The following is a 13,703-nucleotide window of genomic DNA, read 5'->3' on the forward strand; positions in this document are numbered from 1 at the left end:
CGCGTGACCTTCGAAGCTTATTCCGATTACTTTGCGGGGACCCCGGAAATATATACTTTCTGGGCGTGTAAGCGGATTCACGGATTAACGTCCCGGCAAGCAAACAACCGTCACCGAACAAGTTCCTGCAAAAACGGAAAACGGTATATTTGTTTGGGCCGTCCCTTCGACGGAGCTTTGATTTCATGCGATATTTCCACGAGGCCGGCATCCAGCCATAGCGACAACAGCCGATGCGTACTCCGGACCGTAATGCTCAAGATCATGGCCAACTCAAAAGCGCTGTATTCCGTCCTTCCGGAGCGGGCAACCTGGACAACAAGTTTGCTCAGGTGCAGCGGGGACATCCCTGCAGCTTCCGCTTCCTTCAACAGCTTGTTATTGATCAGCGACATGTCGCACTCGTTCGACTCCGCCATCTCGAGCGGGCCGATGATACTCCGGTCTTCCCGTACGATAAAGCATATATTTCCGCCTGCGTCTTTGGCGTGGCGCAATGCGATGCCGGCATTTGCCCCCGCATCGGATGCGCTTGAACCGAATCCGGCTCCAATACTCATCCGAATACCGTATTCCTTACCGATTTCCTTGGCCAGTTGAATCGATTTATAGCCCCCGGTAACGGCTTCAAAAATTCCCCGCGTTGTGATGAACAAATAGTCATGCTCGTCCAGGTTGGAGACATGGCCATTCAATGATTCCACGAAGCTTTTCACCGCTAAATCGATTCGCTGCCTGTCCTTGTCTTGAAAAAGCCGCCCCCCTGCTTCTTTCGTATAGTCAATGCTAATATAACCAATCACGCACTGGGCTTCTTTGCCGCGCCGCGTTTCTGTCGAAAGCAGGGCCCGCTCCAGACTGACCGTGATATCCTGCTCCGTAGGCATGACCCATTCGTTGGGGATTCCATGAACGCTAAGCATCTCGGATATTTCCCTGCTGCCGGTCAGAGCTGCGTTGCTCTTCCCTTGTTCAAAATGCTGTATATGGAACCTCAGTACCTCATCCCGCGAAAGCAGCGGCTCCCCTTCGTAATAAAACATATCGGACCCATGCATGCCCAGTTCGGTAAACACCCGTTCGACGGCAAGCTTCGAAATGGAGTCGACCGTGCAGGCCGGCATGTCGCTTTTATAATCAAGGTGGAACAAAGCGCGGTATAATCCTGTCCCGCTGTTCGGCACATAAAATGCGGGCACGCTTAATTTAAGCTGCTGCTTAGCGATACGGTATGGTTCGGGCCCTGAAAACAGCAGTACCTCAACTTGATCCATCAGCTCACGAGTTTGCTGGAATATCTCCGCTTCATGACGATAAACCCTAACTTCAGGAACAAAGGAAGGAAAGGCTTTAAGCGTCTGCAAAATAAGCGGCAGCAGTTCCAAGGGCCCGATTACACCGATGATAATCTCTGTGGGCAGTTGCTGCATAAGCTTGACCAAGGCCATCATCATCCTTTCCTGTTCGTCCTGGTGATCATCGCCCTCTATACGATCATGACTTCGACCTTCATCCAATCAACTTGATAAACATGACATCATCGGTATCCACGATATCAAAGAATTCGCCGATTTGTAACGGCCGGATGATCCGCACCGAAAGCGTCGTCAAATCAGGAACATCTTGAATGACCGCCTCTCCGCCGCTGACGCCGATGACCCTCATCCCGTAAAAAGCGCTTTTGCCCGCTCCGGGGGCCGCAAACGGAAGCGGGATGCCCGTCTTGATTCGGTCTTCATCCGTTTCGGCGACGACTCCGATCGATACGATCATTTCGTCAAGAAGATTGACGATACAATCTCCCGGCTCCAACGCTGCATCCAACGAAGCCGGGTAGACGGTAACTGCGGAGCGGGAAGCTCCGCGCAGTCCGATAAAACGCGGCTTTCTACCCCATGAAGTTTCAGGACTCAAGCCGTGAACGGCCAGCCTGCTTGCCTTCCAATCGATCCAGGCAACCTCGTATTCTTCTTGTCCGAAACCAAAAGCTGACCATTGCCCTTCAAAGTATGCCTCATCTCCCGAGCAGGGAGTAAAATGAACCTCACGGGAGGCGACGGCATGGACATATATGGTTTTCCGCGCGGCGCCTTCCAGACGAACGCAACCGCAGCGGCCCTTGACCGTCACTTTTCCTTCTGCCGCCTGCCACGTATAAACGTCGGTTTCGAAACTGTAGAGCCACAGATCCCGGGTTCCATCCGACCATTCCAGACGCAAGGCGGTTGCCGTTCCGCCGTTAGTTCCTTGAACCATTGCATTGCGCGCCGAGACAAGAAAGACGCCGTCTCCCGCGTAAGTAACCGATGTGAAACGTTGCGATTCCCGCTCGCTATGAATAATGAGGAAGGGATGAACGCAGCTGCCGTCCAGATTCGGCCCCATCCCTGTGTACAGCTTCTCCTCCCCTTCAAGCAGGACATGCCGATGCACTTGGCTATCCGCCGTTCTCCAGCAAGCATGAACGGATTCGCCTTCGCAACCATGCGTCCCGTCCGGTTGCAGCCTGCGTATATCATATATATATCCGTAGCCGTTGTTCGGCTGCGTTGTCCAAAGCCTTTCCTCTTCACCAGGCAAAAGCTTTTCGAACGTCTCCCCTGTCGTTAACCGTTCTCCAAAACTGAGTCCCGGACAGTCGTATTGCAAGCTTTCCCCCGGATCTTTGCTTGCCGCTCCGGCCAACGTCCAAGCACTGCAGGGTGCCGCCGTAAATCCGGAAACGTCCAGTTCGCTTGCTTCATGGAATGCATGAAATGACAGGTCTTTGCCGCCTTCTGCCTTAACGTCGAAAATATCGAGCACATAAGAGCGGGAGCCGCTGAGCGGAACTGCGGCCAGCAGACGCTGGTAACGCTCCGCTCCATACAGGTCCGCAGCCTCGCATTCGCTGGCGGCCCACCCGCCATGCTCGTATATTGCCTTCGCTTCGCCACCGGCAAACGGCTTATAAATCTGCCCGCGTTCCATCTGCTCATCCTGCCGCAGAACGACCGTTGGATGAGCGATCGTTTTGGATGCCCAGCCCAAATGGCTGTTGGTCCCGTAGATGCCATAACCCAAATCGGCCGTAAGTTCCCTGCCGTCGGCAAACCACTGGTAAGACAGCACATCGTCATGGGCATGCGTCAGATTCGGGCCATAGCGGGTAAGCAGCGTCATATCATATTTATCGCGCAACACGATATACCCGGCTTGTCCTGCCAAGGTTATGCCGCTCGCGGGCCGGGCATCATCGCTGCTTGCCGCTTCTCCCTGGGGATGCGGCAGGAACAGCTCGATTCCCGACGTTCCGCCCATCCGGTCCACATGATCGCGGAAGCGTTCCAGCACGCTCCGCGCCTCTTCCCGGATCCCCGCATCGGTAGCGTAATAGGCGAAATGAAGGGCCGACCGGTAGACCACGGACAATACTTCCGGCTGGATTTCCGTGCCGATGTAAACGTCTCTGCCCCAATCCCCGTTGCTTGGCAAATGTCCTTGGCAGCTCATCGCGAGCGGATTTTGAACCGCGAAGCGGAAGAATCGCCTGCTGTTGAACGGCTGGAATTCTTCTGCGCCGTTCCCGTATGCGGAAGCCGCCTTCTGAGCCAGCAAAGCCATATCAAGCAGCACTCCGATCGTAAACATGGAATACCCGAAGGAACCTTCGAAATACATGCCGTCGCGCCCGATGGCATTATAGATGAACCCCCGCACGGCCTGAACGCCCCATTTGCAATAAGAAGGAATGTCCAATGCCAAACCGACGGCCAGCATGGCCCGCACGCCGTCCGCCTCATGATTGTTCAGAAGCGTCAGCTTTCCTCCCCGTAAATCGTATACCGGTCCGCCGGGCTCATCCAGCAAATAGTCCTCCAGCATCCGCAGAATATTGCCGCGAATGGTCAGATTATCCCCGGTTCCGGCAAGCCGGCAGCCTGTGGAGAGCTCGTTCATGAGCGGCAGGCCGGAGAGCCAGTCATAATCATGAGCCAAAAATACTTTAACCCGAAAGACAATGCTTGTCAGAAGATGCAGCCTTCCGATCTCGAAAGGGCTTCCGAATGGAGTAAAGTCGCGGGGCCCCATCGTTCCGGCCCAGATCGCGCTAAACGCATCCAGCAGCACGATAGCCCTGCGCGCATAGCGTTCTTCCCCGGTCAGCATATAGAGATAGGTCAGCTTCGTTACCATACCTTCATGATTGCGCACCCCGCCCAGCCAATGGCCGGCGACGGTGAAGTTCCACAAACCTATCGGGTAATACGCCTTACCGTTATACTGAAACCCGCTGCCGTCATCAGGGAATTTTTTATTGGGAACGACGGTTTGACAGGCTGGACATGTGACCGTTTTGGCCGGAAAGCTCTCCCATCCAGACAGGCAAAGGGCCAGTTCCTCCGGCCTTGCCGGATATGCCGAGCCGCAGGCCGGGCAGCCCGTGATGCCGTAAGCGAAGGTTTGCCCCCGCATGCTGAGGATCACCTCATAAACGAAAGAATCCTCCAGCTGCAGAAACTCGTCGCATTCCCGCCGCATCTCTTCCATCATCCGCTCTGCCCAGGCCAAACGGCTTTTCTGTTCCAGCGCGATTTCCACCTGCTCTGCCCCGATATAAAACCCCTTCGGATTATGCGAAGGCGGTGTAACATGTTTCTTTTCAGCATTCATATCCGCCACCTATCCTTTCAAAGAACCGACCATAACCCCTTTGACGAAATATTTTTGGACAAAGGGATATACAAGTATAATCGGAATGGTCGCAACCATGATCGTTGCCGATTTGATAATATCCGGCGTAACCGCAGGCTGCCCGTTTTGGTTAAAGCCCTGATCGAACTGCTGGAATTGGGATGAACCCTCAATGACGATTTTCCGGAGCACGTTTCCGAGCACAGCCTTATGCGGATCGGAAATATAGAGCAGCGAGTCGAACCATGCGTTCCAATGGGCAACGGCGTACCAAAGCGAAATGGTGGCGATGATCGGCACCGAAATGGGCAGCACAATGGAAAAAAGAATTCTGATTTCATTGGCCCCGTCGATGCGGGCGCTTTCCTCAAGTTCCTCCGGGAGCGACATAAAGTAATTGCGCACAATGATCATCGTAAACGCCGCGATGAGCCCCGGGAGAATCAGCGCCCAGCGGCTGTCCAGAAGTCCCAGCTCCTTGATCAGCAGATAATTCGGAATCAGGCCGCCGCCGAAAAACATCGTAAATACGATGAACGCCGTAAACAAATTGCGGTGGGGCAAATATTTTTTGGAAAGCGGGTAAGCGCACATGACGGAAAATAATACATTCAACAAAGTGCCGAGCACGGTACGGAAAATTGTATTGTAATATCCCGTCCAAATCAGCTTGTTGGCAAAAACGGCCCTGTATCCTTCAAACGATATTTCTTGCGGCCACAGCTTCAGCCCGTAAGCATTGGCGGCTTGCGACGTGCTGAACGATATGGACAAAACGTTAAGAAACGGATACACCGCAGTAATCGAAAACACCGTAAGAAAAATAATATTGGCAGCATCAAATATTTTCTCTCCCGGTGATTTTTTTCCTACTGTTAGCGACATGAAAGTCTCCTCCTACCAAATTCCGTAATCGCTGAAACGTTTGACGATGCTGTTCGTGACCAAAATCAACACGAGCGCGATCATATTGGTAAACAGTCCCGCCGCTGTCGACAGGCCATATTCCATCTGGCTGATCCCGACCCGGTACGTATAGGTGCTCAGCACGTCTCCGACCTCATACACGTTGGCATTGTAGAAGTTGAATACCTGATCGAAATCGTCATTGATAATGCCGCCTACAGCAAAAATAAACATGATGGTAATCACCGGCACCAATGCCGGGAGAGTAATATGCAGCATCTGCTTCCACCGGCTCGCTCCGTCGACGACAGCCGCCTCGTACAGCGTCGGATCGATCGAGGACAGAGCCGCAAGATAAATGATGGACCCCCAGCCGACGCTCTTCCAGACCTCGGTACTGACAAGCAGCGTACGGAACCATTCTTTATCTCCAAAAAAGAAAATCGAATCTCCGCCAAACAGGTTAATGATATAATTGACAACGCCCCGCGTCGGCGAAAACACTTCCATAAAGATCCCCGCCAAAATGACCCAGGAAAGAAAATGGGGCAAGTAGCTTAACGTCTGCACGAACCGTTTGAAAAAAATGACGCGTAATTCATTCAACAACAGCGCTAATACAATCGGCGCCGGGAAATTGAACAAAAGTTTATAGAAACTGATGATCAGCGTATTGCGAAGTGCGCGCGGAAAATCATGTCCGGAAAACAGCACCTTGAAATTTTCGAGTCCGTTCCAAGGACTGCCCAGGATCCCGTCCAGAAATTGATAGTTTTTGAAAGCCAGTACAATGCCGTACATCGGCAAATATTTGAAAATGAGAAAATATAATATGCAGGGCAGCAGCATTAACAGCAAATACCGGTGCCGGTAATAAGACTTCCATTGATTGCGGAACCGTTTGCTTATAGTGACAGAACCCGGTTGTTTCATAACGTCCACCTTTCCATTCATTCATGCACGATGGAGAAAGGCGGTCCTCCTCAAATTGGAGACAACCGCCAATTCCTCATTCGTTTCGGCCTACTTCAAGCTTTCATACCACTGGTTCGCTTCTTCGGTAAGCTTGTCCCCGCCGCTCTGTTTCCAGGCTTCGACGAATGCGTCGAACTGGTCGATCGTCTTCTCGCCGTTGATGATGGCGGCGAAAGTCTCTTTTTGCAGCTGAACCAAACTGTTCATATATTGCCCTTCGGATGGAAGAGCCGTTTTAAGTGCATTCTCATAGCCCGCACCTTCGAATTTGTACAGCTTCGAATTGATTTCCTTCAGCTTCGGATTGGTTACCCGGGCGCGGAATTCCGGCTGGTCGAACGGGGCAAACGTGATGTTGGCGCCGATTTTGGCCTGCATGTCGTTTTTGCCCGCATATTCTTCTTTCCAGACAATCGTGATGCCGTCTTCGGCTTTCTCGGACTGAACCCCCAGTTCGCCGTATTTCATCCGCTGCCATACATCGAAATTGCCGTATACCTCATCCCAGATCTTCATGATCGTATGTTTCAGTTCTGGGTTGTCTGCCGTCTTTTTCCCGAATGCCATATATGTGCTGCCGACATACCCTGGCGTAATGTTGCCGAATTTGCCGTCCGGCCCCACCGGCGGCTTGCCGAAGCCGATCTCGGCTTTCGGGTTTGCTTTTTTCGTCTCCACATAGTTTACGCCGCCGTCGGACTTGATTTCCGGGATTGGCGGAGTCCAGTGATAGTTCATGCCATGATTGGAAACGCCGATCTTGCCATTGACGAAATCATTGGATGTCGCCCAATAACCGCCCGTATTTTCTCCGTTTTCCAGCACCCACTCCGGACTGATGACATCATCTTTTTTCCACTTGGCAAGGCGCTCCAATGCCTGCTTCGTTTCCGGCAAAATACCGCCCCAGACGAGTTTGCCGTCACGTTCGGTCCAAAACTCGGGATATACTCCGTAGGCGCCATAGATGCTTGTCATCGCGGAGCGGGACATGCCGTACGTATCCTTTTTGCCGTTCCCGTCCGGATCGTTGTTGCGGAATTTGTACATCGCTTCTTCAAACTCGTCTAATGTCTCGGGAATTTTGCTAATACCGACCTTATCGAGCCAATCCTTGCGCCATGCCGTGGCCAGGCTGTATTCCCCATCCCCGTTTATGCTTGGAATTCCGATGTATTGGCCATTAAATTTGGCATAATTCCAAATCTTCGGATCGATGGAATCGACGAGCTTTTTATAATTCGGCATATATTGTTCCAGCTCTTCCTGCGTAAAGCCGGTCGTCACGCCGCTCTTGAAGAACTTCTGCAGGTCGGCTCCCGAATACACCGTCATGAAATCCGGTACTTGTCCCCCGGCTAGTTTGGCGCCGAGCAGTTCCTCGCGTTTCGTTACATCCAGGTACCAGATGTTGAATTTGACGTTGAATTTGTCTTCAAGAAATTTCTTGTTCGGTGCATCGTCATCGACCGGGCCATACTGATACGTCAGCCATTCGATGTTAAGCGGTTCCTTGCCGCTCTCTTTCTGGTTCGTCTGCGGTTCAGGGCTTTTGGCCTCCTTCGGTCCGGAGCTCCCGCATGCTGCAAGGCTCAGCGAAAGCGACAAAGTGAAAAGAAGCATCCATTTTTGTTTCCATTTCCGGCGCATTGAATATCCCCCTTAATGATTGATTTCTTTTTCTATTCCTCATCGGCGTTTGATGCCGTGAAGCCCGCTTGTTGTTTGGCTTGTTTAAGCCGCGCTTCCAGCCGCTCCCTCACGGGGCTTTTCGGAAGCTTTTTCAATTGATCCTTAGCCTTTTTCCAGTCTTCTTTTAGATGCGAAATTTCGAAGCGCTTAACTCCCTCTACCCCCAAAACCAACGCATGCTCGGGTGAACCGGGCACGATATCGCTAGCTCCCCAGTTCCGGTAAAGGGTGCCGTCTTTACGCATCATCTCGCCGTCCGGCCGGAGCATGAAGTCCCTTGATGTCGGAGCCGCATGGCCTGCAGCTGTAAAATGGAGCGTCAAAAGCTCCGGAGCGCCTGTCATTGGACTGCGTTTGGCCAGCAAATCGGCTTCCAGCGCATGGGCCGCATCCGTATGAAACCGTATGCTCACCGTCCCGGCACCGTTATCCTGCACTTGAACGTCCATGTACGGCTTCAGGTTGTCAGGCAGCGTATACCGGTCAAACCTGGCTTTTTCCGGCACGTGTGCAATCGAAATTTCCCCATCCGTAAAGCCGTCGGCAAGAGGTACTTTGGCTTTTACCTGCATGTCGGTCGGTTGCGCGACGTTCGTTTCCAGCGTTACGGTAAATCTCGGTTCATACCTATCTTTCGCATATTCATACAAACGGTCGTACACGGAACGGCGGATCGAGGTCATGGCATCCGGAGCCCGGTCATCAAGCGGCGTATAAGCATAAGCCCCTTCGACAATCGGCATCGCCGCCAAGTAGTACGTATTAGGCGCATCGGTCATATAACCTTCGAACACGCCATGGTTTAAATAAGGAGCAAGCGTGCGGTAATCGTCATACTCCACTTCGACGGAAGCCCCTGTCTTGCGGGCCAGCTCCGCCACATTCGGGAAGATCGCCTTTTTGGACACGCCGAAGGCAAACCCCGGCTGAATCGACGCCGCATCAAAACCCAGATCGCGCCACTGGTAAGCGGATCCCGGACCGATATACGGTATCCACGTGAACGTGCGCCCTCTGCCGTGAAGCAGCTTTGCCGTCTCCTGAATAAGTTCAGCCTCGCCCGTCGTTTCACCGATCCGTTCATGATACCAATAGAAGCCGTCCAGCTTCAGATTGGAAAACTCCTTTTCCTGGAAAAGCCGCCCGACTTTATCGATATACCATTTGACGGCGGCTGTTTTGTTGCGGAACGCGAGTTCATTCATCTGCTTGAGGCCTTCATATGACCCGGGGTCGTCCACCTTTCCCGCAAAATCCGCCGCCCGCAGGCTAAACGGTTCGCCGTTTCCGCTTACATCGCCGAAGTCGGAGCTTTCTTCGATTTGCGGAATAGCCACGGTAACGCGTACCGTCTGTTTGGTTTTCAATAATCGGTTGATGCTGCCGGCAGCCTCGTCAATGGCGGACAACTGCGCACCTGGCGCGAATATAAAATCGAGATACGCATTCAAGTCATCCATCGTGACGAATCTCGCATTCCCGCTCGCATCCGAACCGGAAGGAGTCACCATGGAGGTAACAGGCAGGGCAAGCAGATCGGTAAAAAACCAGTCCCGAATGTTGCCGTAAATATCCTTGTAAGCCAGAAAGGCTTCCGCTTTTTCCTTCGTCCAGTCGGTGAAATACTCGCTGCCGGTTTTCATCGGGCCGGAATACCAAAGAAATTGATCCTTGATTCCTGCCGCTTCGGCGCTTCCCGGCATCGGATAGTGACCGGGTTCCCATTCGCTGTCGAATTCGGGAAGCGGAGTCGTTTCTCCGGAAACGCCTGGCTGCCCCCAAACCTCAATTTCATCCATCCACCCGAAAAAGTTGATCGCAAATTCCAGCTTGATGTAACGCGCTTGAATATTGAGGTGCGAACCGTCGGCAAGGCGGTCCAGGACGTAAGTCTTCCGGTGCATATCCGATGCCGTTAACGTGCGGGCAAAATACAGCGGCTCGTCCGGAGCGGCCTTACCCAGATAACGGTAGTCCGTACCGTCCTGCGAAGCATAGAACCGGACGGCGACCGGAGGAGCGATCCCGACATCATTTCGTTGGCCGAATCCGGTTGCGATGCGCTTCACAGTGGACATTTCCTCCAGGTCGACGACAACTTCTCTTTTCAGCTTGCGGTAAAAAACGAACCAGTCTTTCGTGTTCTCCCAGTTGGCAATATCTCCATAACGGCCGTCGGTCAGCTTTCCCGCTTCATCCAAGGAACTTTCCTTTCCGTATTTGCCTATGCCTTGGATCGTATCGAAAATAGCATTCGGCTCGGACACGGTTACCGGTTTGTTTAATGCCAAATTTACGTCTTGGGGTTGTTTCGCAAGGGATGCGGTCTCCTCTGCATTTGCTGCGGACGGGATGAAAAGCTGCAGCATTAAACATGCGATCGTAAGATAAATCCCGGGGAAAACTGCCCATTTTTTCTTTAAACGAATAGCAATCAACTCCTTTTCATCATTTTCCGCATCCTTTAGAAAACGTTTTCAAAAGGCATTCTGACATCCGCTCCCATGATCCCTTAGGTTACTTCTGGTTCATTCATCCCGGAGAGGTGGATAAAAGAATGCAACCAGGCCGAGTTTTCGCCTTTGGAGTATTTATTTATTTGATATCATCGTATCGGGATAAATCCTCCAGTTCAATGAGAAAAATAGGACCATAAATACGCTTACATTCGGGATGCCTGATTTGCAGAGTCTTTCGTTATCACCGCCATTGAAATGAAAAAATCCGTCCCCAAAAGCTTTTGGAGAAACGGATTTTCATCAACTGTATTGTGATATTTTCTCATCCGTAACCGGATAAGATTGCTCCTATGTTTTCTCTTCGTCCATAGATTGCAGCAGATATCCCGATTCATTGCAGTCCGGAGTCAACTTGCTCTTTTCGGACGATCCGCCATCCCCCTAATATCGCAGGTAGGTATAAGGCCAGCGGAAGCGCCCCGAAGGCAAGAACGGGTACAAGCGAATGATAAGGGAGCTTTCCCCTGATATTTACTCTTTTGCCGACACGCTGCCGACTTGCCGCAATGCTGCAGCCCTTCCGAAAATAAAAATTCCCGCTCCCGAAATGGTGCAGATCAGAACTCCAACGGACATAAAAAGCGCAGGCATTCCGAAAGAAGATGCCAAGTACGTTCCGTACATCACACCAACCGGCGTCATCGCTTTTGTTAACAGCGAGCGGACAGATAGAACCTGCCCCAAAACGCTTTCCGGCACAATCCTGTAATACAGCGTACTGCTGTACACATTCCAAAATGGCATTGCAACCCCCGCTGCCGCTTCAATCACCAATGCTGTATGTATGCTCGTGGTCATGCCCAACATGATATAGGTCAGTCCGCCGGCAAAAAGCGCGGCGCTCATGACCGCATACAAATATGTTCCAGGCTCACGCAGCCACCCTGCAATGATACTGCCGCACACATATCCGAACGGAAAAGCCGCTGAAAATAAACCGGATGCGAGCGGACCGCCATGAAGCGTTTCTGTTACGTAGGGGATATACATAGCCTGTGTGGCAAACACGCCAAAACTCGTCACCGCAACAAGGAGCGTAAGCCCGCATAAAATACGATTCGATTGATAGACTTGAATTCCCTGCACGAAGCTGCCTTTCCATGTGCGCACGGTTCCCGCTGATTGGGGCCTTTCGTTTATGAATGAGGCGGGAAACCATACACACCAAAACAAAATCGCCATAACAGGCAATAAAAATTCAGCAGAAAGCATCCCCGTCAGCAAGCCTGCGGTTGGCAGCGCCAGCACTCTAACGAGTTGCACCGAACCAGATAGGACAGCGTTAACACGGACCAGTTTGTCCGATTCGGACAGTTTGGGAATAAGGGCACCTGCAGCCGCATCATAAACATGGAGGGAGCTAACGAATGAGCCAATCCATATAATGTATGCTTCCTTATGCCCCGCGATCCACATCAGCCATACAAATAAAAAGGCCGCTCCCCGAATCGTTTCGGACAACTTCATTACGGTAACCCGCTTCCACCGGTCGATATATGGACCCGCGATCCACTGGACAAGCCATTGGCCGACCAGGCTGAGCAGCCATATTCCACCCATAGCCGCTTTTGAACCGGTCAGCGTATACAACATCCACGATAGAATAAACGTGCCCGATGTTCCCGCAAGGTTCGAACGCATTTGATCGACACACAGCCAGCCCAAGTTTCTATTCCATGATTTGGCCGCTGTAGCCATTTCCCCGGTCATATCAACGGCTCCCGTCACCCAGACCCAGAAAATCGCGCAGTTCTTGATCATGTTGATTCAGGGAGCCCGGATTCCATGAATAGCTTCCGTCCTTTACGCGCACCAATCCCGCTCCTCTAAGAATCGCAAGATGATGATGCACCGTAGTTTTCCCCATATTGAGCAAGTCGGTAAGCTCTTTTAAAGACCGGTCCTGCTCGGAAATCAATTTTAAAGCCCGCAGCCGTTTGTCATCGCCCAAAGCTTTGTATAATTGGACAAGCTGTCCCGGCGGCTCGTAAGGATCGCCATTCGACTGCATGCTCGCGTCGCTGACCGGATAATAAAAAATACGCGTATCATCCATATCAGCCTCAACCGTCCAAGGGCGGTAGATGACATGCGGGATCAGCAGCACTTTGCTTACACTTGATTCCGGTTTATATTCGATGCCTGATGCTCTTAGCACGACTTCTTCGGGTGTGCAGGTGCGCAGCCAATTCCTTTTCATGGACAAATCACGCTCCAGGATCTCTTTTTTCTCCTCCGCATCAACACCGCCAATTTCTTCTTCCCATAGCCGGAGCATATCCGTGAGGTGTCGTTTCAGTTCTTTTGCCCCAATTTCACAGACAGTTCGGATCATTTGCGGGAAGAAAAGATGTTCTTCACAGGCCTGAATCATGCTTTGTGCAGCTTCCAAATCCCCTTGGGCTGCTCGAAGCCGATTGTTCTCTTGGCAATTCCCTAAATACGGGAGGATCAGAAAGTTGAAATCCCTGTCTTCTAAAGCCTGAATAAATGTAAAAAAATCCTCCGCAGTAGCAAAATTTTGCGCATGCAGCAATTGAAGCAGCATTTTCCATGTCTGCTGCCGCTGGCAGAAGTCCAATTCCCGCCGGAGCTCAAGCGAAGTTGATGTCCTTAGATGCTGCCAATAAGATTGCGGCTTGTCCAGGGCGGCATGCAGCTTGGGATAAGTAGCAGCGGCGATCCCCAAAGCACTTTCAAATAATAGCGAATTGTACAGCTCAACCTGATAGGAACTTCTTTTAAATGACGTATCTACAACCTTCATATAACTCATTTCCTCCTGCATCTAAATCTATCTTATTACCGACTTCAGGGATCCAGCTCATCACTCGAATCCCCTAAGATATTCCATCGTCACATGTTTATATTCTAAATTATTATAACATCGCATTCAATATATTTGAAACAAACTACTCAATAAAATTAGAATATTTG

General features: G+C 51.5%; 8 protein-coding genes. All 8 read right to left on the reverse strand.

Annotated features, from left to right (window positions below; translation table 11 throughout):
* Positions 1 to 110: 110 nt before the first annotated feature.
* Positions 111 to 1,454 carry a hypothetical protein gene (locus L6442_RS20365; RefSeq protein ID WP_237100013.1) on the reverse strand — a complete coding sequence of 448 codons (1,344 nt, stop codon included), beginning with the start codon at positions 1,452 to 1,454 and terminating at the stop codon, positions 111 to 113.
* A 55-nt stretch (positions 1,455 to 1,509) separates the two neighbouring features.
* On the reverse strand, positions 1,510 to 4,653 hold the full coding sequence (locus L6442_RS20370; protein WP_212981512.1) for a heparinase II/III domain-containing protein: 3,144 nt from the start codon (positions 4,651 to 4,653) through the stop codon (positions 1,510 to 1,512).
* A 9-nt stretch (positions 4,654 to 4,662) separates the two neighbouring features.
* The gene (locus L6442_RS20375; RefSeq protein WP_212981513.1) at positions 4,663 to 5,559 is read right to left on the reverse strand and encodes a carbohydrate ABC transporter permease; all 897 of its coding nucleotides are present in this window, start codon (positions 5,557 to 5,559) and stop codon (positions 4,663 to 4,665) included.
* A 12-nt stretch (positions 5,560 to 5,571) separates the two neighbouring features.
* Positions 5,572 to 6,513: an ABC transporter permease gene (locus L6442_RS20380; protein WP_212981514.1), complete on the reverse strand. Its 942-nt coding sequence runs from the start codon at positions 6,511 to 6,513 to the stop codon at positions 5,572 to 5,574.
* Positions 6,514 to 6,603: 90 nt separating this feature from the next.
* Entirely contained in the window at positions 6,604 to 8,205 is a 1,602-nt protein-coding gene (locus tag L6442_RS20385; protein WP_212981515.1) for a type 2 periplasmic-binding domain-containing protein, read from the reverse strand.
* A 32-nt stretch (positions 8,206 to 8,237) separates the two neighbouring features.
* Entirely contained in the window at positions 8,238 to 10,685 is a 2,448-nt protein-coding gene (locus L6442_RS20390; protein WP_212981516.1) for a DUF4855 domain-containing protein, read from the reverse strand.
* A 552-nt stretch (positions 10,686 to 11,237) separates the two neighbouring features.
* Positions 11,238 to 12,476, reverse strand: coding sequence for an MFS transporter (locus L6442_RS20395; protein ID WP_212981517.1), 1,239 nt, complete (start codon positions 12,474 to 12,476; stop codon positions 11,238 to 11,240).
* A gap of 1 nt (position 12,477) precedes the next feature.
* Positions 12,478 to 13,533: an ArsR/SmtB family transcription factor gene (locus tag L6442_RS20400; protein WP_212981518.1), complete on the reverse strand. Its 1,056-nt coding sequence runs from the start codon at positions 13,531 to 13,533 to the stop codon at positions 12,478 to 12,480.
* Positions 13,534 to 13,703 lie beyond the last annotated feature (170 nt).

It is taken from the genome of Paenibacillus azoreducens (assembly GCF_021654775.1).
GTDB lineage: Bacteria > Bacillota > Bacilli > Paenibacillales > Paenibacillaceae > Paenibacillus_AQ > Paenibacillus_AQ azoreducens.

What these genes read in the sequence shown, in the direction of transcription:
- L6442_RS20380 (WP_212981514.1), bottom strand. Translation starts at nt 6,513, where the DNA reads ATGAAACAACCGGGTTCTGTCACTATAAGCAAACGGTTCCGCAATCAA.
- L6442_RS20375 (WP_212981513.1), bottom strand. Translation starts at nt 5,559, where the DNA reads ATGTCGCTAACAGTAGGAAAAAAATCACCGGGAGAGAAAATATTTGAT.
- L6442_RS20365 (WP_237100013.1), bottom strand. Translation starts at nt 1,454, where the DNA reads ATGATGATGGCCTTGGTCAAGCTTATGCAGCAACTGCCCACAGAGATT.
- L6442_RS20400 (WP_212981518.1), bottom strand. Translation starts at nt 13,533, where the DNA reads ATGAAGGTTGTAGATACGTCATTTAAAAGAAGTTCCTATCAGGTTGAG.
- L6442_RS20385 (WP_212981515.1), bottom strand. Translation starts at nt 8,205, where the DNA reads ATGCGCCGGAAATGGAAACAAAAATGGATGCTTCTTTTCACTTTGTCG.
- L6442_RS20370 (WP_212981512.1), bottom strand. Translation starts at nt 4,653, where the DNA reads ATGAATGCTGAAAAGAAACATGTTACACCGCCTTCGCATAATCCGAAG.
- L6442_RS20395 (WP_212981517.1), bottom strand. Translation starts at nt 12,476, where the DNA reads ATGACCGGGGAAATGGCTACAGCGGCCAAATCATGGAATAGAAACTTG.